Raw genomic sequence first — 25456 nt, 5'->3', positions numbered from 1 at the left:
CATCGTGGTGCCGCCCCCGGCGCCATTGACACCTCACGGATGCGCCGAGGCGAATCGCGGGACCCGGTTCGCGCACCCTCCGACTGGGGCACTATGAGACGGTGAGATGCCTCGTCACCGGAGCCACGGGTTACATCGGCGGGCGACTCGCGCCCCGCCTGCTCGCGGAGGGGCACGAGGTGCGCTGCCTGGCCCGCAAGGCCGGTCGGCTGCGCGACGTGCCATGGGCGGCCCGGGCCGACGTGGTCGAGGCCGACCTACGCAAGCCGGAGACGCTGCCGCCGGCGTTCGACGGCGTCGACGTCGCGTACTTCCTCATGCACTCGCTCGGGCGGCCCGACTTCGAGGCCGCCGACCGGGAGGCGGCCACCAACTTCGCCGCGGCCGCCGCGTCGGCCGGCGTACGCCGGATCGTCTACCTGGGCGGCCCGCAGCCGCCGGAGGACGGCGCCGTTCCCTCGCCACACCTGCGCTCACGGGCGGAGGTCGGGCGGATCCTGACGGCCAGCGGGGTGCCGACGGTGGTGCTCCGGGCTGCGGTGATCATCGGGTCCGGGTCGGCCTCGTTCGAGATGCTGCGCTACCTGACCGAGCGGCTGCCGGCAATGGTCACCCCACGCTGGGTCAGCAACCGGATCCAGCCGATCGCGGTCCGCGACGTGCTGCGCTATCTGGCCGGCTGCGCCGCGCTGCCGCCCGAGGTGAACCGGGGCTTCGACATCGGTGGGCCGGACATCCTCACCTTCCGGGAGATGATGCAGCGCTACGCCGGGGTGGCCGGGCTGCGTCGGCGGGTCATCGTGCCGGTCCGGCCGCTGACCCCGTCGCTCTCCTCGCACTGGGTCGGGCTGATCACCCCGGTGCCGAACAAGATCGCCCGGCCGCTGGTGGAGAGCCTGATCCACGAGGCGGTCGCGCACGAGCACGACATCGCCCGCTGGATCCCCGACCCACCGGGCGGGCTCACCGGCTTCGACCAGGCCGTCGCGCTGGCGCTGGCCAAGGTACGCGACGCCGAGGTGGAGACCCGCTGGTCCACCGCGAGCGGGCCGGACGCCCCGGCCGAACCGCTGCCCAGCGACCCGAAGTGGTCCGGGGGCACGGTCTACACCGACGTCCGGGAGCGCCTGGTCGACGCCCCGCCCGGCGCGCTCTGGCGGGTGATCGAGGGGGTCGGCGGGGAGCACGGCTGGTACTCCTTCCCACTCGCCTGGTCGGTGCGGGGCTGGGTCGACCGGCTGGTCGGCGGGGTGGGGCTGCGCCGGGGCCGGCGCGACCCGCACCGCCTCCAGGTCGGCGAGGCGCTGGACTTCTGGCGGGTCGAGGAGATCGTCCCCGGTGAGCTGCTCCGGCTGCGCGCCGAGATGCGGCTGCCCGGCCGGGCCTGGCTGGAGATGCGCGCCGAGCCGGCGGAGGGCGGGGGCAGCCGCTACGTCCAGCGCGCCGTCTTCCTCCCCCGCGGCCTCACCGGCCACCTCTACTGGGGCTCGGTCACCCCGTTCCACGCGGTGGTCTTCGGCGGCATGGCCCGCAACATCGCCCGCAACGCCGAACACCCCACCCCCGCCCACCACCTCCACCGCTGACGCCCCAGCCCCCGGACCCGCTGGTGGGTCAGTTGCCGTTGCGGGGGGTGGTGGTGGGGTGCCAGGCGACGGCTTCGCTGGGTGGGACGAAGTCGCGGACCGGTTGGTCGCGCAGGGCGGCGGCGAGGACCCGGCCGATCGCGTCGACCATCCGGGGTTGCACGGTGGGGCCGACCGGATCCCGGGGGGCGTCCGGGTTCGCCGCGATCGAGGCGACCGCGAGCTGCGGGGTGAAGGCCACCACCGCCGCGGTCTCGGCCCGCTCCGAAGTGCCGGTCTTGCCGGCCACCGGACGGCCCAGCATCGGCCGCAGGCGCTCCGCCGTGCCACCGTCGCAGCGGCCGTACATGGAGCGGTCGCCGACCGGGCAGCGGGCCGCGTCCGCCGCGGCCCGGGCCACGTCGGTGTCGATCACCTGCCGGCAGTCCGGCTGGCCGGCCGCCACCCGCTGCCCCGCGCCGTCGGTGATCGACAGGACCGGGACCGGCGCGCACCACGTCCCCTCGGCCGCCACCGTCGCGTACGCGTTGGCCAGGTCCAGCGGCGTGGTCGACGAGACCCCCAGGGTGAACGCGCCCCAGTTGCGCGCCCCGTACCTCGCCAGCCGGGCGTCGTCCTCGGCGCGGAACACGATGCCGAGTCGCTCGGCCATCTCCACCACCTGCTCCGCGCCGACCCGCTCGGTGAGCCAGGCGAAGTACGTGTTCACCGAGCGGCCGAAGGCGTTCCACATCGTGCGCTGGCCGTTCATCCACGCCGGGGTGGCGTTGGCCGGGCACCAGCGCCCGTCACAGCTGGCTGCCCCGTTGGCGGCCGGGAACCGGGTGAGGATCCGGCTGGGCGCGACGAAGCTGGTCTCCAGCGGGAGCCCCGACTCCAGCGCGGCCAGCATGGCGAAGAGCTTGAACGTCGAGCCGGCCTGGTAGCCCTCGATGCCGTTGCCGCCGGCGACGAGCTGGTTGACGGTGTTGGGCTGGTTCCGCTGGCCGCGCGGGTTGTCGGCCACGCTGTAGTTGCGGTTCACCGCCATGGCCAGCACCCGCCCGGTGCCCGGCTGGACCACCGCCGTGGGCACGGCTTTGGGGTTGTCGACGTCGTAGATGCCGAGCACCTGCTGTACGGTGCTCCGCTGCACCGCCGGGTCCAGCGAGGAGACGATCCGGAAGCCGCCCCGGCGCAGGTTGTCCTGCCGCTCCGCCACCGTGGCGCCGAACGCCGGCTGGGCGCTCCACCACTGGGTGAACCAGTCGCAGAAGAAGCCCCAGTCGTTGTGCTCCTCGGGCACCGCCGTGCAGTCGTTCGGGGTCCGGCTGGGCCGCAGCTCCAGTGGGGCGTTCCTCGCCCGGGCCGCCTCGGCGGGCGGGAGCTGCCGGAGTTCGACCAGCCGCTCCAGCACGTACGCGCGGCGGGTCAGCGCCGCGTGGACGTCGCCGTTGATCGGGTCGTCGGTGTCCGGTGAGCGGACCAGCCCGGCCAGCAGCGCGGCCTGGTCCAGCGTCAACCTGGCCGGCGAGGTGGAGAAGTAGCGCTTGCTCGCCGCGGCGATGCCGTACGCCCCGGCACCGAAGTACGCGATGTTGAGGTAGCGGGTGAGGATCTCGTCCTTGCTCAGCTCCCGCTCCAGCGCCAGGGCGTACCGGATCTCCTTGAGCTTGCGGGTGGTGGTGATCTCGGTGGCCTTCCGCCGCTGCTCCTGGGTGAGCCGGGGATCGTTGCGGAGCACGTTGCGGACGTACTGCATGGTCAGCGTGGAGGCGCCCTGCCGGGTCCGCCCGTCACGCCGGTTGACCGTGAACGCGCGGACCGCGCCGCGGATGTCGACCCCGCTGTGCTGGTAGAACCGGGCGTCCTCGGCGGCCACGATCGCCTGCCGCATCACCGGCGCGACCTTCGCCAGCGGCACCTCCACCCGGTCCTCGGTGTAGAAGGAGGTGATCAGGGTGACGCCGTCGTTGGCGTACAGGTTGGAGCGCTGGGCGACCGGCGTGGTGCGCAGGTTGTTGGGCAGCTCCGCGTAGGGCGCGGCGAGCGCGCCGAAACCGATCCCGAACACCAGCGCGGCCGGTAGGGCCGCCGCCGCCAGCACCAGTCCGGCGAGCACGCCGGCGATCAACACGGTCAGCACTTTGTCGAGATGGGCCCGGATCATCAGCTCTCCCCGCAGGAGCCGGCAGGACCTGTTCAGAATGACCCGCAAACCTCGGCATCCCCTCACTTTTCCCCAGATACGGAGGAAATTCGCGAGTGGGACAAGGCGCGCGGCGCGGGACACGCCGCAGAGGTCACCCGGGCGGGTGGTTCAGGGCAGCAGCACGACGGCGAGCGGCTGCACCGTCTCCTCGATCTCGTCGGCGACCCGGCTGAAGCACTGGTCGCCGCGACCCCACGGGTCGTCCAGGTCGTCCGAGTGCAGCGCGGACGCGCCCTGCCGGGCGGCGTCGGCGGCCGCCACCAGGGCCACCCCGCGGGCGTACACGGCGTCCGGGGTGGGCTGCGCCGGCGGCAGGCCGCCGGCGTCCACCCCGGCCAGCAGCCGGCCGAACTCGCCGAGCACGAAGGTGCGCGCCGCCGCGTCCGGGCGCAGCGCCACCACGTAGTCCTGCTGGTCCGCGGTGGCGGTGAGGACCAGGTCGGCGGCGTCGATGAGATCCGAGCGGAGCTTGCGCGCGGCGAAGCCCTCGACGTCACCGCCGCGACCGAGCACCTGGCGGGCCGCCGGCGGGTTCATCTCCTCGCCGGCGTGCCAGCCGCCGGTGCCGGCGCTGTGGCTGTGCAGCAGCTCGTCGGAGCGGGTCGGGTCGGCGCCGAGCCGGCCCAGCCGCTCCCGGACCGCCAGCGTCAGCAGCCGCTCGGCCATCGGGGAGCGGCAGATGTTGCCCATGCAGACGTGCAGGACGGTGAACGGTGGCACTCAGGCCCCCCGACCGTCGAGGATGTCCGGGGCCACGTCGCGGAGCTTCTCCAGGCTGATCGCACCGAGCCGGAGCAGCCGCGGCGCCTCCCCGGTCAGGTCGACGATGGTGCTCGGCACCGGGTCCGGGCAGGGCCCGGCCTCCAGGTACGCCCGCACCGAGTAGGCCAGCTGGTCCCGGGCCTCCTCGGCGGTCAGCGCGGCCGGCTGGCCGACCTTGTTGGCCGAGGCGACCGCCATCGGGCCGGTCTCCCGGAGCACCTCCAGCGCCACCGGGTGCAGCGGCATGCGGACCGCCACCGTGCCGCTGGCGTCGCCGAGATCCCAGGCCAGGCTCGGCGAGTGCTCCACCACGATGGTGAGCGCACCCGGCCAGAACGCCTCCACCAGGTCGCGGGCCGACCGGGGCAGCGAGAAGACCAGGCCGTCGAGGGTGTGCCGGGAACCGATCAGCACCGGGGGCGCCGTCCGGCTGCCGCCCTTGGCGTCGCCGAGGGCCTTCACCGCGTACGGGGTGAAGGCGTCGGCGCCGACTCCGTAGACCGTGTCCGTCGGCAGGACCACCAGCTCGCCGTTCTTGACCGCCTCGATCGCGGCGGCGATGCCGCGGTCCCGGTCGGCGGGCGACCGACAGTCGTAGAGCATCACGGTGAGCCAGTCTGCCACGCCGCGACCCGGACGGCGTGCGGGCCGTCCGCCCGGCGGGACGCGGTGGCGAACCGGGGACGCCCGGCCAGGTCGCGGTGCTCCGTGACGGCGGTGTACCGGCCGTCGGCGGCGAGCAGCCCCGGCACCGCCGCGCCGTGCGTGTCGTCGTGCTCGACGCCCAGCGCACCGGAGGGTCCGAGCAGCGTGGCGGCCCGGTCGACCACCGGCCGGATCACGTCCAGCCCGTCCGTCCCGCCGAAGACCGCCTCGTCCGGGTCGTGCCCGGCCACCTCCGGCGGTACGGCCACCGCGCGCGGCACGTACGGGGGGTTGCAGAGCAGCACGTCGACCCGGCCGACCAGCTCGGCCAGCAGCTCCGGGTCGGTGACGTCGGCGGCGACCACCTCGACCGGCCGGTCCCCGGCGGCGGCGCGGTCGGCGGCGTTGCGGCGCAGCCACTCCAGCGCGGCCGGTGACCGTTCGACCGCCACCACCCGCGCGCCCGGCACCTCCTGGGCGACGGAGAGCGCGATCGCCCCCGAGCCGCTGCACAGGTCGACCACCACCGGCGCCGGCCGGGCCCGGGCCACCTCGATCCCCCACCCGGCGAGCAGTTCGGTCTCGGGGCGGGGCACGAACACGCCGGGCCCGACCGCCAGCTCCAGGTGCCGGAAGGCGGCCCTGCCGGTGAGGTGCTGCAACGGTTCCCGGGCGGTCCGCCGGGCCACCAGCGCGTCGAACCGGTCGCGCTGCTCGGCGGTGAAGCCGTCGGCGAGCGCCAGCCGTCCCCGGGGCACGTCCAGCACGTACGCGGCGAGCAGCTCGGCCTCGGCCCGGGCCGAGGGCACCCCGGCTGCGGCGAGCGCCCGGGCGGCCCGCGCCAGCACCGGCGAAACCCGTTCGTGTCTTGGCCCTTCGGAGGGGTGGCGCGGGAGATAGGTCACGACATAATCATGAAGCGTCGCAGATTTCGACACGAGCGGGTGCGCCCGGACGCACACCGACGGGAGGTTCGGCAGGTGGGGTGGCTCGACCGGGTCGATGACCAGGTTGACGCCCTGACGCATGCCCGCCATCTCCAGGAGTTCAGCCGGTCCGCCGAGGCCTGCGCCCTGCTCGACCGGGTGCTGCGCACCACCACCGACCCGCACACCCGGGCGGACGCGCTGGTCCAGCGGCTCTGCGCACTGATCAATCTCGGTCGGACGGCGGAGTTCACCCGGGCCATCGAAGAGGCCTCCACCGCCGTCCGCGACCTGTCCGAGCCCTACCTGCACGGGCACCTCAACGCGCTGGCGGCGCTCGCCGCGCACCACCAGGGGGCGCTGGACCGCTGCGTCACCCACCTGGTCAAGGCGTCCCGCTGGCTGGGCGCGGTGGACGACCCGGACCGGGACACCGCCTGGGGCTGGCACGACCTGGCGATGGCGTACTCCTACCTCAGCTTCCACGGCTACGCGCTCGGCGCGATCGAGCGGGCCCGGCAGCTCGGCCTGGCGGCGGGCATCCAGGAGGAGGCCTTCGCCGCGCCGGGCATCCGGCTGCGCAACGCCGTCGCCCTCGACCACAACGGCGACAGCGACGGCTGCCTGCGGGTGCTCCGTGACGTCGCCGCGGACCTGGGCCGCTTCCTGCGGGACGGGCGGGCGGGCAACATCCGCCCCAGCAGCCTCGCCGCGTACGGCTACGCCGCGGCCCGCCGGGCCGCGCTGGGTGACCGGTTGGACGGCGACAACGAGGCCGACCCGGTCAAGCTGCTCGGTCACGGCGGGGACAGCGCCCGGGCGCGGGACATGCGTCAGCTCGGGCAGGCCTGCCTGGCCATCGCCGACGGGCGGCCGATCGAGGCGATCGCCCGGCTGGACACCGCCCGGGTCTCCACCGAGACGCTGGGCGCGGCCGAGCCGGCCCGGTTGCGCAGCATCGCCTTCGCCCGGGGCGGCGACCACGCGGCGGCGCACCGCGCCGACCGGGTGGCGTTCCGGCTCGCCGCGCAGCGCAACGACCGGCTGCGGGACGTCTACATCGACGGCATCGCCGCCCGGATCGACCACGAGGAGATGCGCCGCGAGGCGGCCCGGTACGAGGGCGAGGCGTTGACCGACCCGCTGACCGGCCTGCCCAACCGGCGCCGGCTGGAGCGCTACATCGGCTCGGTGGTGTCCCGGGGCGAGCGGGTGGTGATCGGCGTCTGCGACCTGGACGGCTTCAAGGCGGTCAACACCCGGCACGGCCACCACTCCGGGGATCTGGTGCTGCAACGGATCGCCGGGGTGATCAACCGGGTGATGCGCCGGGGCGACTTCGTCGCCCGCTATGGCGGGGACGAGTTCGTGGTGGTGCTCTCCGGTGCCGGCATGACCGAGGCGGCCGAGGTGGGCCGGCGGATCGACGCGGCGGTGCGCAGCGAGGACTGGGAGTCCCTGGTACCCGGTACCCCGGTCGGGGTGAGCATCGGCTTCGCCGAGGTCGACGGCGCCGGCGGGACGTCCCTGCGGGACGCCCTCGGCACGGCGTTCGAGATCGCCGACCGCGAGATGCTCCGCGCCAAGCCGCGCGCCTCCTGACGCCCCCGGCGGGGCGTCAGCGGCGGCTCAGGTCGGTCTCGCCGGCCAGTCGCGCGGCCCGGTCCGCCTCGGTGAGGGCGTCGAGGACGGCGTCCAGCTCACCGCCGAGCGCCAGGTCGAGGTTGTACGCCGTGTAGCCGATCCGGTGGTCGGTGATCCGGTTCTGCGGGAAGTTGTACGTGCGGATCCGCTCCGACCGGTCCACGGTGCGGACCTGCGCCTTGCGGGCGTCCGAGGCGGCCGCGTCGGCCTGCTCCTGGGCGACCGCGAGCAGCCGGGCCCGCAGGATCCGCATGGCCTGCTCCCGGTTCTGGAGCTGGGACTTCTCGTTCTGGCAGGAGACCACCACGCCGGTCGGCAGGTGGGTGATCCGCACCGCCGAGTCGGTGGTGTTCACCGACTGGCCGCCCGGCCCGGACGAGCGGAACACGTCGATCCGCAGCTCGTTCGGGTCGATGGTGACGTCGACGTCCTCCGCCTCGGGCAGCACCAGGACGCCGGCGGCGCTGGTGTGGATGCGCCCCTGCGACTCGGTCACCGGGACGCGCTGCACCCGGTGCACGCCGCCCTCCCACTTCAGCCGGGACCAGACGCCGTTGCCGCCCTCGGGGACGCCCTTGGTCTTGATCGCCAGCGAGACGTCCTTCACCCCGCCGAGGTCCGAGTCCTGCGCGTCGATCACCTCGGTGAGCCAGCCGTGCCGCTCGGCGTACCGGGTGTACATCCGCAGCAGGTCGCCGGCGAAGAGCGCCGACTCCTCCCCGCCCTCGCCGGCCTTGATCTCGATGATCACGTCCTTGGCGTCGTGCGGGTCACGCGGGATCAGCAGCTCGGCCAGGCGCTCCTCCAGCGCCGGCAGGCCGGCCGCGATCGACTCGGCCTCCCCGGCGAAGGACGGGTCCTCCGCGGCCAGTTCCCGGGCCGCGGTCAGGTCCGCCCGGGCCTGCTCCAGCTCGTCGGCGGCCTTGTGCAGCGGGACCAGCTCGGCGTACCGGCGGCCGACCCGCCGGGCGGTGGCCTGGTCGGCGTGGATGGCCGGGTCGGCCAGCCGCTTCTCCAGCTCGGCGTACTCATCGAGAAGGGCGGCCAGGCGCTCGCTGCTCATGCGGGGGATGCTCCTTCGACGACGACCGGGGGCGAAAGCGGGCGGAACGGACGAACGCCCGCGCCCGGCACGGAGCCGGGCACGGGCGTCGTCGGTGGAGCTACTTGGCCTTCTTCGCCTGAACCTTGGCGTACTTCTGCTGGAACTTCGCGACCCGGCCCGCGGTGTCGAGAACGCGCTGCTTACCGGTGTAGAACGGGTGGCAGGCGCTGCAGGTCTCGACGGTGATCGAGCCGCCCTTGGCGGTGCTGCGGGTCGTGAAGGAGTTGCCGCAGGAGCACCGGACCTCGGTGGTCGTGTACTCCGGGTGGATGTTGGGCTTCATGTCGCCTCGGTCCTTTCGTCGGTGGTCGCCGGGTCGCCGCTGATCTCCCCGTCGCCTCGTGCGCGACGGACTCGGGCGTGAACCGGAACCGGTGGCCGATTGACCAGTGTGCCATGGGCCTTTGCCGACCCGGCAGGCGGGCCGCACGGCTGGTCCGGCAGGAGTAACGCCCCCGTCCCCACCCGCATTCCCGCAGCCCTCGACCAGCATTCACGCTGACCGGCTACGGTGGGCAGGTGCCCGATTCGTCCCCGGAGGGGGCCGTGCCCGACTCGCTCCGCACGGGCCGCACGCTCCGCCTGATCGCCACCCGGGGGCTGCCCGCCTCCGGCAAGACCACCTTCGCCCGTAGCCTCCAGCCGGCCGTGGTCCGGGTCAACCGGGACGACCTGCGCCGGATGCTGCACGGCGAGCGGCTCTTCACCCAGCGGGCCGAGTACCAGGTGACGCTGGCCCAGCGGGCCCAGGTGGAGGCCCTGCTCGGCGCCCGGGTGAGCGTCTGCCTGGACGACACCAACCTGCGCTCCCGCACCCTGCGGGACTGGGCCGACCTCGCCGCGCGCCACGACGCGGACTTCGTGGTGCACGACTTCACCGACGTACCGCTCGAGGAGTGCCTGCGGCGCGACGCCGTGCGGGCGGAGGAGGACCGGGTCGGCGAGGTGTACATCCGCCGGCTGCACGAGCGGTACCTCGCCGACCGTCCGCTGCCGCTGCCGGTGCCGACCGCCCGCGTCGGCCGGGCCGGCGCCGTCGACCCGGCCCGGCCGGCGCCCACCGAGATCGTGCTGGTCGACATCGACGGCACGGTCGCGCTCAACATCTCCCGCAGCCCGTACGACATGACCCGGGTCGGCGAGGACCAGCCCAACGAGGCGGTGATCACGGCGGTGCGGGCGATGCACGCCGCCGGGTACGGGGTGGTCTTCTGCTCCGGCCGGGACGCCTCCGCCCGGCCCGCCACGGTGGCCTGGCTGGACCGGCACGTGCGGGTGCCCTACCTGGCGCTGCACCTGCGGGCGGTGGGTGACTCCCGCAAGGACGCCGTGGTCAAGCGGGAGATCTACGAACGCGAGGTACGCGACCGCTACCGGGTGGTCGGGGTCTTCGACGACCGGCAGCAGGTGGTCCGCATGTGGCGCTCCCTCGGCCTGACCGTCTTCCAGGTCGCCGACGGCGACTTCTGAGGCGGCCGGGTTTATCGCTGGCCCGGTGCCGGCCGGTCGGGGAGGCTGACCGGCATGCTGAAGCTGCGGACCCTCACCCCTGACGACTGGAAGAGCTGGCGCGAACTGCGGCTGCGCGCGCTGACCGAGGCGCCCCAGGCCTTCGGCGCCCGGCTGGCGGACTGGCAGGGCGACGGCGACCGGGAGGACCGGTGGCGCGCCCGGCTGGCCATCCCGCGCTCGTACAACGTCCTGGCGGTGCGGAACGGCAAGCCGGTCGGCATGGCCAGCGGCGTGCCGACCGACGACGAGCGGGTGGTGGAGCTGATCTCGATGTACGTCGCGCCGGCCGGACGGGGCCGGGGCGTCGGGCACGAACTGGTGCGCGCCGTGGCGGAGTGGGCCCGCCGGTCCGGGGCCGAGGTGCTGCGGCTGGCCGTGGCCGAGGGGAACGACGCGGCGATCGGGCTGTACCGCCGCAGCGGCTTCACCGACACCGGCCGGTTCGGCGACGCGATGCCCGACGGCGTCCGCCGCGAGCACGTCATGGAGAAGCGCCTCCCGGCGCGCTGAGCAGCCGCGGCCGTCCGGTGTGGACGGCGGCCGGTCGAGCGACGACGAAGGGCACGGCCGGTGCGGCCGTGCCCTTCGGGGTCTCACCCGGGTGAGGTCACTCCCCCGGCGTCGACTTCGCGATCTGCATCAGGAACTCGATGTTGGTGCGGGACTGCTTGAGCCGGTCCAGCAGCAGGTCGAGCGCCGCCTGCGAGTCCAGCGAGTGCAACACCTTGCGGAGCTTGTGGATGATGGCCAGCTCCTCGGGTGCGAGCAGGACCTCCTCCTTGCGGGTGCCGGACGGGTTGATGTCGATGGCGGGGAAGACCCGCTTGTCGGCGATCTTCCGGTCCAGCTTCAGCTCCGCGTTACCGGTGCCCTTGAACTCCTCGAAGATGACCGTGTCCGCCATGGACCCGGTCTCCACCAGCGCGGTGGCGAGGATGGTCAGGGAGCCGCCGTTCTCGATGTTGCGGGCCGCACCCAGGAAGCGCTTCGGCGGGTAGAGCGCGGTGGAGTCGATACCGCCCGACATGATCCGGCCGCTGGCCGGCGCTGCCAGGTTGTACGACCGACCGAGCCGGGTCACCGAGTCGAGCAGCACGACCACGTCGTGGCCCAGCTCGACCAGACGCTTGGCCCGCTCGATCGCCAGCTCCGCCACCGTGGTGTGGTCCTGCGGCGGACGGTCGAACGTGGCCGCGATGACCTCGCCCTTGACCGACCGCTGCATGTCGGTGACCTCTTCGGGCCGCTCGTCGACCAGCACCACCATCAGGTGGCACTCCGGGTTGTTGTGCGTGATCGCGTTCGCGATCGCCTGCAACACCATGGTCTTACCGGCCTTCGGCGGCGACACGATCAGCGCCCGCTGCCCCTTGCCGATCGGCATGACCAGGTCGATCACCCGGGTGGTCAGGATGTGCGGCTCGGTCTCCAGCCGCAACCGCTCCTGCGGGTACAGCGGGGTGAGCTTGTAGAACTCGGGACGCCGCTTCGCCTCGTCCGGCTCCATGCCATTGATGGTGTCCAGCCGCACCAGCGGGTTGTACTTGTCCCGCCGCTGCTCGCCGCCGGTGTCGCGGGCGGCCCGGACGGCGCCGGTGATCGCGTCACCGCGGCGCAGCCCGTACTTCTTGATCTGCGACATCGAGACGTACACGTCGTTCGGACCGGCCAGGTAACCGGTGGTCCGCACGAAGGCGTAGTTGTCGAGGACGTCGATGATGCCGGCCACCGGGACGAGCACGTCGTCCTCGGCGACCTGCGGCTCGCGGCCGCCGCCGGTGTCGCCGCCGCCCTCGGGGCGGTCGCCCCGGCCACGACGACGGTCACGGAACCGGCTGCGCCGGCCGCGCCGGCCGCCGCCCTCGCCGTCGTCGTCACCGTCGTTGTCGCGCTGGGCCCGGTCGCCACCGCGGTCGTTCCGGTCGCCACGGTCGGCCCGCTCGCCACGGTCGCCGCGCTCGGCCCGGTCACCGCGGTCGCCGCGCTCGGCACGGTCACCGCGCTCGGCACGCTCGCCACGCTCGCCACGCTCGGCCCGGTCACCGCGCTCGGCCCGGTCACCGCGCTCGGCCCGGTCGCCACGCTCGGCCCGGTCGCCACGCTCGGCCCGGTCGCCACGCTCGGCCCGGTCACGACCGCCGCGGCCCTCGCCGCGCTCGGCCCGGTCACCGGTCTCGGCGGGAGCCTCCTCGGTACGCGCCTCGGCGGCGCGCTCCTCGGGAGCCCGGCCCTCGGTGGTGGTGCGGCTCTCGGCCGTGACCCGGCCACGCCGGGTCCTGGTCCGGCCCTCGGTCTCGCCGGTGGCGGCCGGCGCGGCCGGCGCCTGCTCGGCGGGCCGCTCCTCCCGCACCTCGGCGTGGACCTCTTCACGGGCGGGGGCAGCGGCGGCCGCGACCTCGGCCCGAGGTCGAGGGGTGCCGGCGGCGCCCTGCCGCTCGGAGATCGCGCTGATCAGCTCGCCCTTGCGCATGCGAGCGGTGCCGGAGATGCCGAGCGACGCGGCCAGGCTCTGCAGCTCCGGCAGCAGCATCGCCGACAGGCCGGTACCGCTACGCCGACGGCGGGCAGGGGCGGCGGTGGTGGCATCGCCAGCGACGTTGGAAACATCCGACGTCACGTCGGTGGTGTCGCTCAATGGATTCCTTCCCTCGATAGGCCGGGACTGCCCGGAGTCGAAAAGCCAGGTGGCCGGGCGGCCTCGGTGCACCCGCCTCGCACTGACGCGTCGCGGGAGTCTGTGGCACAGCAGCCGGTCGGTTTCCCGACTCACCAACGTCGGTGAGCAGGTCTCGCCCTCTGCGGCGACCTGTGGAAACTGCGGTGCGGCGTAGGCCTTGGCAGGGGTGACGGGCTGACCGCCGAGAGCTTCGGGGGTGCGCCGACCCGCAGGGAGATCGCATGCTTCGCGGCTGTGCTAAGTCTAGAGCGTAATCAACTCTTCCGACCTGCGGCAACAGGGTCCCGCTCGGCGTGTCCAAGTCTACCCCGGAAGACCGCCGCACCGCGCGCCTCTACCGGCAACCGCCAGACCTGCCAGTCTGTTCCCGGCTCGAAGCCGGCCGGCGGCTCGGTCAGCGCCAGCACGGTCGGACCGGCCCCACTGACCACGGCGGCCACATCCGCCGCACGCAGCGCAGCGACCAGGGCGGCCGTCTCCGGCATGCCGGCGGCCCGGTAGTCCTGGTGCAGCCGATCCACGGTGGCGGGCAGCAGCAGCGTCGGATCGGCGGTCAGCGCGTGCACCAGCAGCGCGGCCCGGCCGGCGTTCAGCGCCGCGTCGGGGTGCGGCACGGAGGGCGGCAACGCCGCCCGGGCCGTCGCGGTCAGTCCGCGCCCGGTGGGCACGAAGACGGTCGGCCGGACGGCCGCGTCGACGGTGAGCGAGACGGCCCGGGCCCCCGCCGCCTCCGTCCACGCCAGGGTGAAGCCGCCGAACAGGCAGGGAGCCACGTTGTCCGGGTGGCCCTCGATCTCGGCGGCCAGGCGCAGCACCGCGGCGTCGTCGAGGCGTTCCGCGCCGTCGACGACGAGCGCCCGGGCCAGGAGCACGCCCGCCACGATCGCCGCCGAGGACGAACCGAGGCCGCGGGCCTGCGGGATCCGGTTGACGCACTCCAGCACCAGCCCGGGCGGCTGCCCGCCGAGGGCGTCGAAGGCCGCCCGCATCGACCGGGCCACCAGGTGCCGGTCGTCCGCCGGCAGCTCGCCGGCGCCCTCGCCCGTCACCGTCACCCGTACGCCGCCCGGGGTGACCTCGGCGGCCACGTCGTCGTGCAGGCCGAGGGCCAGCCCGAGCGCGTCGAAGCCCGGGCCCAGGTTGGCGCTGGTGGCGGGCACCCGGACCCGGACCGGGCCGGAGTGGAATGTCGTCGGCACGGGCTCATGCTAGGGCCCGGGGCCGACGTCCCGGTGTTCCGCCCGGACGGTGGGAATTGATCATTTCCGCTAGCCTGACGCCGTCATCGGCGGTCGGGAGGCGGCGTGGAGTTCCTCGGTTTCCAGGTCATGCAGGCGGTTGGACACGTGCCCACCCTCGCGGTGCTGGTGACCGGCCTGGTGCTGGCCGTGGCACGCCGCAAGCGGCTGCCCCGCCGGGCCCGGCTGCTGCTGTTCTCCGGTGTCGCCCTGCTGCTGCTGGTCGAGCTGATGGGCCTGGCCTGGACGGTGGTCTTCCCCCATCTGATCAGGTCCGACCACTTCGACGACGGAGGCTTCGGGCGGCTGAGCACGATCAGCCTCGCGGTCAGCGCCGTGCTCTATCTGGCCTACCCGGTCGGCATCGGCCTGCTCCTCGGCGCGGTGTTCGCCGGGCGGCGGGTCACCGAGGCGCCGGGCGACCCGTGGGGCGGCTGGACGCCCCCGGCGCACGGCGGCGACCCGGCGACCGGCGTACCGGCCGTCGACCCGGCCGGGTCGCATCCGCCGGCGGTCGACCCGGCCGCCGCGCCGTGGGGCGGGACGGCCGCGCCGCCACCGGCCGGCCGCCCCGACTGACTCACCGGGCCGGCGCCACCCGGGGCTCGGTGACCGGGTCCGAGAGCGAGAGGCGCCGGGTCGCGATCCGCCACCCCACCGCGTACACCAGGGTCACCAGGCCGCAGGCGGCCAGCACCACCCGCTCGTCCACCACGTCCACCATGGCGGCGACCACCAGCTGACTGATCGAGATGGCCAGGGTCGCCAGCATCATGTCGGTGGCGAAGACCCGGCCGCGCAGCCGGTCCGGCACCTCACCCTGGAGGGCGAAGTTCGACAGCACCCAGTTGCTGCCGCCGCCGAAGTGGGCGACGAAGACCAGGACGAGCACCAGCGGGAACCAGCCGGCCACCGAGACGCCGACGTAGGCCAGGCCGTACAGCGACATCGACAGGGCGAGCCCCGGCAGCAGCCAGGCCCGGTTGGTCAGCACCCGGCGCATCAGGATCGGCCCGACCAGCGCCCCGGCGCCCCGGGACGCGAAGAGCAGGCCGACGCCGACCGCGCCGACGCCGAACACCCCGGCGAGCAGCGGAAAGACGGTGAGCACGCCGTTGCCCAGCCCGACCGCGGACTTCACCGTCACCAGGGCGAGCACCCGCGGCCGGTGGCCGATGTAGCCCAGCGCCTCGCGGATCGCCGCCCAGGTCCGTGGCGTCGGCCGGTCGAGCTCCCGGGGCGCCTGCAGGGGCCGGCGGATCAGCGCGGCCAGGCCCGCGGCGAGCGCCAGGCCGACCGCGGCCACCCAGAAGCAGACGTACGGCCCGAAGGCCGCGCTGAGTACCCCACCGAGCGAGGCGCCGACCACGGTCATCGTGCCCCAGGCGGAACCGGCCACCGCGTTGCCTGCGGCCAGCTCGTCGGGGTCGAGCACGTTGGGCAGGGCGGCCTGCGCCGCCGGCGAGTAGAAGGCCTTGCCCACCGCCACGAGGGTGATCGCCGCCATGGCCAGCCAGGCGGTGCCGGCGTCCCGGACGCCGAGCAGGAGCAGCACGCCGAGCAGGGTGACGAGGTTCGCCACCATCATGATTTTCTTGCGGTCGAACCGGTCGGCGATCGTCCCCGTGTACGGCAGCAGCAGCGCCACCACGCCGGTGTCCAGGGCGAGCACCAGGGCGCCCCACACGCCGCTGCCGGTCAGCTCCGGCAGGAGCACCAGCAGCGGGACCATGACGAACCAGTCGGCGCCGAAGACCACCAGCTCGGCGAGGAAGAGATTGCGGAAGTTCCGGTTGCCGGTGAGGACCGACAGGGTGGGTGACACGTGCCGGAACCTTACCCGCCGACCGGCCCTCGGCCCCACGTCGGAGCAGGTGGGCGGCCGTGCCGAAGGGCACCCGGCCCGGAGGTGCGCCACCGACCGGAGGCCGGCCGCGGCCAGCCGGCCCGGGGCCGACGAGGCGGGTGGCAGCGGCGGCTCGGCCAGGGGGCGCACCTACGGTGTGGACGCTTCAGAGCTGATGACGTGAACGACTCGGTGGGACGGGCGGCCGACACGACAGACCCCCGGGCCGGTGGAGCCGGACCGGGGGTCTGCGTGCCGGACGGGGTTACTCCGTCGGAGGCAGCGGCGACTGCCGGCTCTTGGGCAGCCGCAGCACCTCGAACTGGTCGGTACCGTCCACCAGCGCCGGTGAGGGGGTCGGCCGGGCCGGAGCCGGCTCGTGATCCGCCTGCGCGGCCTCGGCCGGCGCCCCGACCGGAGCCGGCTCGGCGGCGGGCCGGCGGGCGTCGTCCGCCGCCGGGCCGCCGTCGGTCGCGGCTGGAGCACCGTCCACCGCGGCCGGACCGCCCCGGCGCCGCGCCCGGCGCTCGCGCAGGGACTCCTTGGTGCGCTCCACCATCGTGTAGAGCGTCGGCACCAGCACCAGGGTCAGCAGCGTCGAGCTGAGCAGACCGCCGATGACCACGATCGCCAGCGGCTTCGAGATGAAGCCACCCTCGCCGGTGAGCCCCAACGCCATCGGCAGCAGCGCGAAGATGGTGGCGACCGCGGTCATCAGGATCGGACGCAGCCGGCGCCGGCCACCCTCGACCACCGCCTCGGCCACGCCCATCCCCTGCGCCCGGTACTGGTTGATCAGGTCCAACAGCACGATCGCGTTGGTCACCACGATGCCGACCAGCATGAGCACGCCGATCAGCGCCGGCACGCCCAGCGGGGTGCCGGTGGCCAGCAGCAGCCCGATCGCGCCGGTGGCGGCGAACGGGATCGAGATCAGCAGGATCAGCGCCTGGGTGAGGCTCCGGAACGTCGCCACCATGATGAGGAAGACGATCGCGATCGCCGCCAGCACGGCCAGCCCCAGGTCACCGAAGGCCTCCTCCTGGTCGGCGCTGACGCCGCCCACCTCGAACGTCGCACCCGCCACGTCGATGTCGTCCAGCCGCTTCTGCAGCTCCTGGGTCGTCGCGCCCAGGTTGGCGCCGGTGGCCGTGCCGGTCACCGAGACACTGCGCTCGCCGTCGATCCGGGTGACCTGCTGCGGCCCCTCGGCCTGGACCACGTCCGCGATGTCGTCCAGCTTGACCGGCCCGACCGGCAGGGCGCGCAGCTGCTCCACCGTCGTCGGCGGCGTGGCGGAGGTGCGCAGCACCACGTCCCGCTGCCCGCCGTCGAGCGCCACCTGACCCAGCGGGGCACCCCGGTACGCCTGCGCCACCAGCTGCCCGACCGCGGCCTCGGTCAACCCGGCCCGCGCGGCGGCGACCCGGTCGACGGTCACGTCCACCCGCGGCACCCGTGCGGCCAGGCTGGTGGAGACGTCCTCGACGTCCGGCGTGCCGGCCATCGCCGTACGGGCCGCCTCCGCGGCCCGGGCCAGCGCCTCGGGATCGGTGGCCTGGACGACCACCTCCAGCTGGTTGGCGGACGCGCCGCCCTCACCGCCGCCGAAGCTGATCTCACCGGCCTCCGGGCCGAGGGTGTCGAACTCGCGGCGCAGGATCTCCCGCATCTCCTTGGCGTCGGTGTCGCCACCGAGCGCCACCGACCAGGTGGCGACGTTGTTGCCGCCGCCGCCCTGCCACGGGTTGTCGCCACCGCCGGCCGTGACCTGGTACGTCTCGACGCCGTCGGTGCGCTCCAGCACCGCCTCCACCCGGCGGGCCGCCTGGTCGGTGCCGGCCAGACCGGTGCCGGCCGGCAGCTCCTGGGTGATGTTCAGGGTGTCCTGGCCCGAGTCGTCCAGGAAGTTGGTCTTCAGCTGGCTGGCCAGCCCGAAGGTGCCGAGCAGCACCAGCACCCCGAGCCCCACGGTGATCCACCGGGTCGCCCGGGTACGGGTGGCGAACCCGATGGCCGGCAGGTACGCCCGCTGCAACGGGCTGCGCAGCTCCTTCTCCTCGGCGGCGCGGCGGGCCGCGGCGTCGTCCACCCCGCCCCGCGGCGGCTTGAGGAACCAGTACGCCAGCACCGGGATCACGGTCAGCGACACCAGCAGCGAGGCGAGCAGGGCCACCGTGACGGTGATCGCGAACGGCGCGAAGAGCTGCCCGACGAAGCCGCCGACCAGCGCGATCGGGGCGAAGACGGCGACCGTGGTCAGGGTCGACGCGGTGACCGCGCCGGCCACCTCGCGGACCGCGCCGAGGATCGCGTCACGCTTCGGCTCGCCGTACTCCAGGTGTCGTTTGATGTTCTCCAGCACGACGATCGAGTCGTCGACCACCCGGCCGACCGCGATGGTGAGCGCGCCGAGGGTGAGCAGGTTGAGCGAGTAGTCGCCGATCCAGAGAGCGATCAGCGCCACCACGACGGAGAGCGGGATGGAGACCGCGGTGACCACCGTCGAACGGATCGACAGCAGGAAGACGAGGATGACCACGACGGCCATGAGCAGGCCGAGCAGCCCCTCCGTGGTCAGGCTCTCGATCGACTTCTCGACGAACGGGGCCTGGTCGAAGACCACGGTCAGCTCGCTGCCCGAGGCGGACTTCAGCTCGGCGAGCCGGTCCCGGATCTCGTGCGAGATCTGCACCGCGTTGCCGTCCGGGGCCGCGGTGACCGCGATGCCGAGGCTGTCCTGGCCGTTGGTGCGGGTGATCGCGGTGGCCGGGGCGAGCTGCTGCTCGACGGTGGCCACGTCGCCGAGCCGGACCGGCGCCGCCTTGGGCCCGGCCGGGGCGAGGACGATGCCGCGCAGGTCGTCCAGAGTGGCGATCGGCGTGCCGACCTGCACGGGCAGCGCCCGGGTGCCGTCGACGACCGTGCCGGCCGGCACCGCGACGCCGTTGGTCTTCAACGCGGTGCCGATCGCGGTCGGCGAGAGCTTCGCCGCGGCCAGCTTGGCCAGGTTCGGGGTGACCACCACGACGTCGTCCCGGGTGCCGGTCACCTCCACCGTGCGGACGCCCTCGATCGCCTCCAGCTCCGGCACGACCGTGTCCCGCAACCGCTCGGCCAGCGCCCCCTGGTCGGACCCGCCGGCCGCGGCGAGGACCACCGCGGGCAGGTCGTCGGTGCTGCCGGCGAGGACCTGCGGGTCGACGCTCTCCGGCAGCTGCGCGTCGATCCGGCTCAGCGCGGTCTGCATCTTGTTGACCACGTCGTCCAGGTCGGTGCCGAACGCGTACTGCACCTGGATGGTGGTCAGTCCCTCGCGGGAGGTGGAGGTGAGCTTCTCCAGCCCCGGGATGCCCTGGAGGCTGTTCTCGATCGGCTCGGTGACCTGCGACTCGACGATCTCGGGGCCGGCGCCGGGGTAGGGGGCCACGATGAACGCGGCCGGGAACTCCAGCGACGGCAGCAGCTGTTGCTTCAACGACGGTACGGCGAAGGCGCCGAACGCCGTGATCACCACCGCGACTAGTGCGACGAGCCCCCGATTGGCGAGGCTGAATCTGGCGAGCAGCGACATCAGCGTGGTCACTCCTGGGAGAGGGTGCGTGCGGGAGGGGTACGGGAAGTGTGCCCGACCCGACCCGCACCGCCCGCAGCCGGGTCGCCGGCGGCGGGGGCGCCTCAGGCCAGGTCGAGGGAGCGCGCCGCGGCGAGGACGTCGTTGGCGATGGTGACCGGCGCGGGCGCGGTGGAGATGGCCCACTCCGGGTCCTTCAGCCCGTGCCCGGTGACCGTGCAGACCACGGTGGAGCCGGCCGGGATCCGCCCCTGCGCCTCCTGCTGGAGCAGGCCGGCCACGCTGGCCGCGCTGCCCAGCTCGACGAAGGCACCCACCTCGCGGGCGAGCAGCCGGTACGCCGAGAGGATCTCCCGGTCGGTCACCGCGGCGATGAGTCCCTGCGAGGCGTCCCGGGCGTCCACGGCCTTGGTCCAGCTGGCCGGGTTGCCGATCCGGATGGCGGTGGCGATGGTGGAGGGCTCGTGCACCACCTGCCCGGTCACGATCGGCGCGGCCCCGGCGGCCTGGAAGCCGTACATCTTCGGGGTGCGGGTGGCGTTGCCGGCGGCCAGGTCCTCGCCGTAGCCCATCCAGTACGCGGAGATGTTGCCGGCGTTGCCCACCGGGAGGCAGTGGATGTCGGGGGCGTCGCCGAGCGCCTCGACGATCTCGAAGGCGGCGGTCTTCTGGCCGTGCAGCCGGTCCGGGTTGACCGAGTTGACCAGCGCCACCGGGAAGTCCTGGGCGAGCTTCGCGGCCAGCGACAGGCAGTCGTCGAAGTTGCCCTGCACCTGGAGCAGCTTCGCCCCGTGCACGAGGGCCTGGGCCAGCTTGCCCAGCGCGATCTTGCCCTGCGGCACCAGCACCGCGCAGGTGATCCCGGCCCGGGCCGCGTACGCCGCGGCGGAGGCGCTGGTGTTGCCGGTGGAGGCGCAGATGATCGCCTTGTCCCCGGCCTCGACCGCCTTGGAGACCGCCACGGTCATGCCGCGGTCCTTGAAGGAGCCGGTCGGGTTGGCCCCCTCGACCTTGAGGTACACGTCGCAGCCGAGCCGGGCGGAGAGCACCGGCGCGGGCAGCAGCGGGGTGTTCCCCTCGTGCAGGGTGACGACGGGGGTGGCATCGGTGACCGGCAGCCGGTCCCGGTACGTCTCGATCAGACCACGCCACATGTCGTTCTCCTCGCTCCCACCGCCGGCGTCCCGCCGGGGCCACGTCAAGCCTGGACCAGCCGCCCGGACCGGCTCCCGGCGCACCCGCCCCCAACCACAGGGCGGGACAGCGTCACTGCCCGCCCTCGACCCGCAGCACGCTGGCCACCGAGCGGACGATGTCCAGGCCGCGCAGCTCCCGTACGGTCGCGGCCAGCGCGGCGTCCGGGGCGACATGGGTCACGATGACCAGGTCGGCGTCGGAGCCCTGCCCGGCCGGCCCGCCGCCCGCCGGCCCCTGCCGCACGGTGGCGATGGAGACTTCGTGCCGGGCGAACACCCCGGCCACCGCCTCCAGCACACCCGGACGGTCGGCCACGTCGAGGCTGATGTGGTAGCGGGTCAGCGCCTCCCCCATCGGCCGCACCGCCAGGTCGGCGTACGCCGACTCGCTGGCCGCCCGAGCCCCGGCGAGCCGGTTGCGGGCCACCGCGACCACGTCGCCGAGCACGGCGCTGGCGGTCGGCGCGCCCCCGGCGCCGCGCCCGTAGAACATCAGCTGGCCGGCGGCCTCCGCCTCGACGAAGACGGCGTTGAACGCGTCGCCGACGCTGGCCAGCGGGTGGGTCAGCGGGATCATCGCCGGGTGGACCCGGACGCTGACGGTCTCCCGGCCGGCGGCGTCGGCGCCCCGGGCGGCGATGCACAGCAGCTTGATGGTGCAGCCCATCGCCTTGGCGCTCGCCACGTCCGCGGCGGTCACCTCGGTGATCCCCTCGCGGTGCACGTCGGCGGCGCCGACCCGGGTGTGGAACGCCAGCGAGGCGAGGATCGCCGCCTTGGCCGCGGCGTCGAAGCCCTCCACGTCGGCGGTCGGGTCCGCCTCGGCGTAGCCCAGCTCGGTGGCCTCCTCGAGGGCCTCGGCGAAGCCGGCGCCGGTGGCGTCCATCGCGGAGAGGATGAAGTTGGTGGTGCCGTTGACGATGCCGGTGACCCGGTTGATCCGGTCCCCGTGCAGCGATTCGCGCAGCGGGCGCAGCAGCGGGATCGCCCCGGCGACCGACGCCTCGTAGTAGAGGTCGGCGCCCCCCTCGGCGGCGGCGTCGTGCAGCGCCGCGCCGTCCTCGGCGAGCAGCGCCTTGTTGGCGGTGACCACGCTCTTGCCGGCCCGCAGCGCCTCGACCAGCCAGGTGCGCGCCGGCTCGATGCCGCCGACCACCTCGACCACCACGTCCACGTCGTCGCGCTTGATCAGCCCGAGCGGGTCGGTGGTGAAGAGGTCCGGGTCGACCGGCAGGTCGCCGCGGTCGCGGCCCACCCGGCGTACGGCGATGCCGGCGATCTCCAGCGGAGCGCCGATCCGGGCGGCGAGGTCGGCCGACTGCTCGTGCAGCAGCCGGACCACCTCGCTGCCCACGGTCCCGCAGCCGAGCAGCGCCAAACGCACAGGTGACGTCATCCCACATCCAAAGCGAGCAGGTCCTCTTCGGTCTCCCGCCGGACGATCAGCCGGGCGTGGCCGTCGCGCACCGCGACCACCGGGGGTCGGGGTACGTGGTTGTAGTTGCTGGCCATGCTCCGGCAGTAGGCACCCGTGCCGGGCACCGCGACAAGATCTCCCGGCTGCACATCGGCGGGCAGGAATTCATCCTTCACCACGATGTCCCCGGACTCACAGTGCTTTCCCACCACGCGGGCGAGCATCGGCTGGGCGGCCGAGGCCCGGGAGGCCAGCGTCGCCGAGTAGGAGGCGTCGTAGAGCGCGGTGCGGATGTTGTCGCTCATCCCGCCGTCGACGCTGACATAGGCACGACGTCCATCCCCTGCGTCGTTACCAGTGCCTGTCGGCACGGACTTGACCGTCCCCACCTCGTACAGGGTGAACACGGCCGGCCCGACGATCGCCCGGCCCGGCTCGATCGACAGGTGCGGCACGGCCAGCCGTTCGGCGGCGCACTCGCCGTCGACGATCTTGCGCAGCCGCTTCGCCAGCTCCTGCGGCGTGGCCGGGTCGTCCTGGGTGGTGTACGCGATGCCGAAGCCGCCGCCGAGGTCCAGCTCGGGCAGCTCCACCCCGCGCGCGTCGCGGATCTGCGCCTGGAGGCCGAGCACGCGGCGGGCGGAGACCTCGAAGCCGCTGGCGTCGAAGATCTGCGAGCCGATGTGCGAGTGCAGGCCGCGCAGGTCCAGCACGTCCTCGTCGAGGATCTTGAAGGCGGCCGCGGCGGCCGCCCCACCGGTCAACGAGAAGCCGAACTTCTGGTCCTCGTGAGCGGTGGCGATGAACTCGTGGGTGTGTGCCTCCACGCCGACGGTGACCCGGATCATGACGCCGGGGCGTACCCCGCGCTCGCGGGCCAGCGCGGTGAGCCGGTCGATCTCGGTGAACGAGTCGAGGATGATCCGCCCCACCCCGGCGTCCAGCGCCCGGGTCAGCTCGGCCACCGACTTGTTGTTGCCGTGGAAGCCGATCCGCTCGGGGGGCATCCCGGCGGAGAGCGCGGTGGCCAGCTCGCCGCCGGTGCACACGTCCAGGTGCATGCCCTCCTCGGCGATCATCCGGACCACCGCGCGGCAGAGGAACGCCTTGCCGGCGTAGTACACGTCCTCGCTGGGGAAGGCGGCCCGGAAGTCCCGGCAGCGCGAGCGCAGGTCGTCCTCGTCGAGGACGTACACCGGGGTGCCGAACTCGGCCGCGATGTCGCGGACGCCGAGGCCCGCGACCACCAGCGTGCCGTCGGCGGCCCGCGTCACGTTGCGCGGCCACAGCTGCGGCACCAGGGCGTTGACGTCCCCGGGGGCACGCAGCCAGGGCGGCCGGCTGCCGATGTCGCCGTGCAGGGCGCCGGCTTCGTGGGCCCGCATCAGCGATCTCCGCTTCGCGACCGGGGGGCTCGCAAGCTCACTCCTCGCGCTCGCACGCGATCACATCCTCTCGGGCGCGGAGACACCCAGCAGGCGCAGGCCGTTGGCGATCACCGTGCGGGTGGCGTCGTTGAGCCAGAGCCGGGTGCGGTGCAGGTCGGTGACCTCCTCCTCGCCACGCGGCAGGATCCGGCAGTTGTCGTAGAACCGGTGGTAGGCGCCGGCCAGCTCCTCCAGGTAGCGGGCGACCCGGTGCGGCTCGCGCAGCTCCGCCGCCGCGGCGACCACGGCGGGGAACTCGGCGAGCGCCTTGAGCAGCTCGTTCTCCTTCTCGTGGTCGAGCAGCTCGGGGCGGAAGCTGTCGCCGTCGCCCCGGGTCAGGCCGACCTCGGCGGCGTTGCGCCCCACGCTCGCCGTCCGGGCGGCCACGTACTGCACGTAGTAGACCGGGTTGTCGCGGGTGGCCCGGGTCCACAGCTCCACGTCGATGTCGATGGGCGAGTCGCTGGAGTAGCGGGCCAGCGCGTACCGGGAGGCGTCCACGCCGATCGCCTCGACCAGGTCCTCCAGCGTGACCACGGTGCCGGCCCGCTTGCTCATCCGCACCGGCACGCCGTCGCGGACCAGGTTGACCAGCTGGCCGATCAGGATCTCCAGGTTGCGCTCCGGGTCGTCGCCGAAGCACGCCGCCATCGCCTTCATCCGGCCGATGTAGCCGTGGTGGTCGGCGCCCAGCATGATCACGACCCGTTCGAAGCCGCGCTCGCGCTTGTCGAGGTAGTAGGCGCAGTCGGCGGCGAAGTAGGTCCACTCGCCGTTGGACTTGCGCAGCACCCGGTCCTTGTCGTCCCCGAAGTCCGTGGTGCGCAGCCAGGTGGCGCCGTCGGCCTCGAAGAGGTGGCCCTGCTCACGCAGCCGGTTGAGCGCGTGGTCGAGCTCACCGCGGTCGTGCAGGTCCTTCTCGTTGAAGTAGGTGTCGAACTCGACACCGAAGCCGCGCAGCGAGGACTTGATCTCGGAGAACATCAGCGCGACACCCTCGACCCGGAAGACCTCCTGGGCGGTGGCGTCGTCCAGCTCCAGCAGGTCAGGCCGGACGCGCTGGACGGCCTCGGCGATCTCGTTGATGTACGCGCCGGCGTACCCGTCCTCGGGGGCCGGCTCGCCCTTGGCGGCGGCGAGCAGGGACCGGGCGAACCGGTCGATCTGGGAGCCGGCGTCGTTGAAGTAGTACTCCGTGCCGACCTCGGCGCCGGTGGCGCGCAGCAGCCGGCCCAGCGCGTCGCCGACCGCGGCCCACCGGACCCCGCCGATGTGCACCGGGCCGGTCGGGTTCGCGGAGACGAACTCGAGGTTGATCTTCTGGCCGGCGAGCCGGTCGCTGCGGCCGTACTCCGGGCCGGCCTCGACGATCACCCGGGCGAGCTGCCCGGCGGCGGCCGCGTCCAGCCGGATGTTGAGGAAGCCCGGGCCGGCGATCTCCACCGACTTGACCCCTCCGGCCCGGCCGAGCTGCTCGGCGAGTGCGGCGGCCAGCTCCCGCGGCGGGACCCCCACCTTCTTGCTGAGCTGCAACGCCAGCGTCGAGGCGTAGTCGCCGTGCTCGGGGTTGCGCGGTCGTTCCACCGCCGTCCGCGCCGGGAGCGCGGCCGGGTCGAGGCCCCGGTCGGTGAAGACGGCGTGGGCTGCGGAGAGGACGACCTCAGCGAGTTCTGCAGGAGTCACTGATCCATGTTATCGGGGGTAGACTCG

The 25456-nt window shown here is 73.8% G+C and carries 19 protein-coding genes; 5 read left to right on the top strand and 14 right to left on the bottom strand.

Annotated features, from left to right (window positions below; translation table 11 throughout):
• Positions 1-101 precede the first annotated feature (101 nt).
• The gene (locus tag AC5L3Z_RS03125) at positions 102-1586 is read left to right on the top strand and encodes an SDR family oxidoreductase (RefSeq protein ID WP_494839299.1); all 1485 of its coding nucleotides are present in this window, start codon (positions 102-104) and stop codon (positions 1584-1586) included.
• Positions 1587-1614: 28 nt separating this feature from the next.
• Here AC5L3Z_RS03125 and AC5L3Z_RS03120 read toward each other — a convergent pair whose 3' ends face one another.
• From AC5L3Z_RS03120 to prmC, 4 genes are all read right to left on the bottom strand, one after another.
• Positions 1615-3735: a transglycosylase domain-containing protein gene (locus tag AC5L3Z_RS03120; RefSeq protein WP_494839298.1), complete on the bottom strand. Its 2121-nt coding sequence runs from the start codon at positions 3733-3735 to the stop codon at positions 1615-1617.
• A gap of 150 nt (positions 3736-3885) precedes the next feature.
• On the bottom strand, positions 3886-4497 hold the full coding sequence (locus tag AC5L3Z_RS03115) for an arsenate reductase/protein-tyrosine-phosphatase family protein (RefSeq protein WP_494839297.1): 612 nt from the start codon (positions 4495-4497) through the stop codon (positions 3886-3888).
• Entirely contained in the window at positions 4498-5142 is a 645-nt protein-coding gene (locus tag AC5L3Z_RS03110) for an L-threonylcarbamoyladenylate synthase (RefSeq protein WP_334526588.1), read from the bottom strand.
• A complete protein-coding gene (gene prmC / locus AC5L3Z_RS03105; RefSeq protein WP_494839296.1) occupies positions 5142-6032 on the bottom strand; it encodes a peptide chain release factor N(5)-glutamine methyltransferase in 891 nt (296 codons plus the stop codon). Before prmC ends, AC5L3Z_RS03110 begins: the two co-directional genes overlap by 1 nt.
• 132 nt (positions 6033-6164) lie before the next feature.
• On the opposite strand from prmC, the gene AC5L3Z_RS03100 reads away from it, so the two are divergent.
• Positions 6165-7712: a GGDEF domain-containing protein gene (locus AC5L3Z_RS03100; RefSeq protein WP_494839294.1), complete on the top strand. Its 1548-nt coding sequence runs from the start codon at positions 6165-6167 to the stop codon at positions 7710-7712.
• A 16-nt stretch (positions 7713-7728) separates the two neighbouring features.
• Here the strand turns inward: AC5L3Z_RS03100 and prfA are convergent, their stop codons facing one another.
• Both prfA and rpmE read right to left on the bottom strand, forming a co-directional pair.
• Entirely contained in the window at positions 7729-8817 is a 1089-nt protein-coding gene (gene prfA, locus AC5L3Z_RS03095) for a peptide chain release factor 1 (protein ID WP_494839292.1), read from the bottom strand.
• Positions 8818-8917: 100 nt separating this feature from the next.
• Positions 8918-9142, bottom strand: a complete 225-nt coding sequence (gene rpmE / locus AC5L3Z_RS03090) for a 50S ribosomal protein L31 (RefSeq protein WP_334526381.1) — start codon at positions 9140-9142, stop codon at positions 8918-8920.
• A 236-nt stretch (positions 9143-9378) separates the two neighbouring features.
• On the opposite strand from rpmE, the gene AC5L3Z_RS03085 reads away from it, so the two are divergent.
• On the top strand, positions 9379-10329 hold the full coding sequence (locus tag AC5L3Z_RS03085; RefSeq protein ID WP_494839290.1) for a phosphatase domain-containing protein: 951 nt from the start codon (positions 9379-9381) through the stop codon (positions 10327-10329).
• Between the two features lie 54 nt (positions 10330-10383).
• Positions 10384-10881, top strand: coding sequence for a GNAT family N-acetyltransferase (locus AC5L3Z_RS03080; protein WP_494839289.1), 498 nt, complete (start codon positions 10384-10386; stop codon positions 10879-10881).
• 97 nt (positions 10882-10978) lie between these two features.
• On the opposite strand, the gene rho is transcribed toward AC5L3Z_RS03080, so the two are convergent.
• Positions 10979-13006: a transcription termination factor Rho gene (rho, locus tag AC5L3Z_RS03075; RefSeq protein ID WP_494839287.1), complete on the bottom strand. Its 2028-nt coding sequence runs from the start codon at positions 13004-13006 to the stop codon at positions 10979-10981.
• 296 nt (positions 13007-13302) lie between these two features.
• A complete protein-coding gene (gene thrB / locus AC5L3Z_RS03070) occupies positions 13303-14247 on the bottom strand; it encodes a homoserine kinase (protein ID WP_494839285.1) in 945 nt (314 codons plus the stop codon).
• Between the two features lie 105 nt (positions 14248-14352).
• Here thrB and AC5L3Z_RS03065 point away from each other — a divergent pair, with 105 nt between their 5' ends.
• A complete protein-coding gene (locus AC5L3Z_RS03065; protein ID WP_494839283.1) occupies positions 14353-14865 on the top strand; it encodes a hypothetical protein in 513 nt (170 codons plus the stop codon).
• Position 14866: 1 nt separating this feature from the next.
• Here AC5L3Z_RS03065 and AC5L3Z_RS03060 read toward each other — a convergent pair whose 3' ends face one another.
• The 6 genes from AC5L3Z_RS03060 to argS all read right to left on the bottom strand — a co-directional run bounded on the left by AC5L3Z_RS03060 (position 14867) and on the right by argS (position 25429).
• Positions 14867-16111, bottom strand: a complete 1245-nt coding sequence (locus tag AC5L3Z_RS03060; RefSeq protein WP_494839281.1) for an MFS transporter — start codon at positions 16109-16111, stop codon at positions 14867-14869.
• 286 nt (positions 16112-16397) lie between these two features.
• Positions 16398-19706: an efflux RND transporter permease subunit gene (locus tag AC5L3Z_RS03055; protein WP_494839595.1), complete on the bottom strand. Its 3309-nt coding sequence runs from the start codon at positions 19704-19706 to the stop codon at positions 16398-16400.
• Positions 19707-19810: 104 nt separating this feature from the next.
• Positions 19811-20860, bottom strand: coding sequence for a threonine synthase (thrC, locus tag AC5L3Z_RS03050; protein ID WP_494839279.1), 1050 nt, complete (start codon positions 20858-20860; stop codon positions 19811-19813).
• A 112-nt stretch (positions 20861-20972) separates the two neighbouring features.
• The gene (locus AC5L3Z_RS03045; RefSeq protein WP_494839593.1) at positions 20973-22286 is read right to left on the bottom strand and encodes a homoserine dehydrogenase; all 1314 of its coding nucleotides are present in this window, start codon (positions 22284-22286) and stop codon (positions 20973-20975) included.
• 8 nt (positions 22287-22294) lie between these two features.
• On the bottom strand, positions 22295-23704 hold the full coding sequence (lysA, locus tag AC5L3Z_RS03040; RefSeq protein WP_494839278.1) for a diaminopimelate decarboxylase: 1410 nt from the start codon (positions 23702-23704) through the stop codon (positions 22295-22297).
• 60 nt (positions 23705-23764) lie between these two features.
• Positions 23765-25429 carry an arginine--tRNA ligase gene (gene argS, locus AC5L3Z_RS03035; RefSeq protein ID WP_494839276.1) on the bottom strand — a complete coding sequence of 555 codons (1665 nt, stop codon included), beginning with the start codon at positions 25427-25429 and terminating at the stop codon, positions 23765-23767.
• Positions 25430-25456 lie beyond the last annotated feature (27 nt).

Source organism: Micromonospora sp. LZ37, from assembly GCF_059359015.1.
Note: the sequence above shows the minus strand (reverse complement) of the source record. Positions and strands in the feature narration are given on the sequence as shown.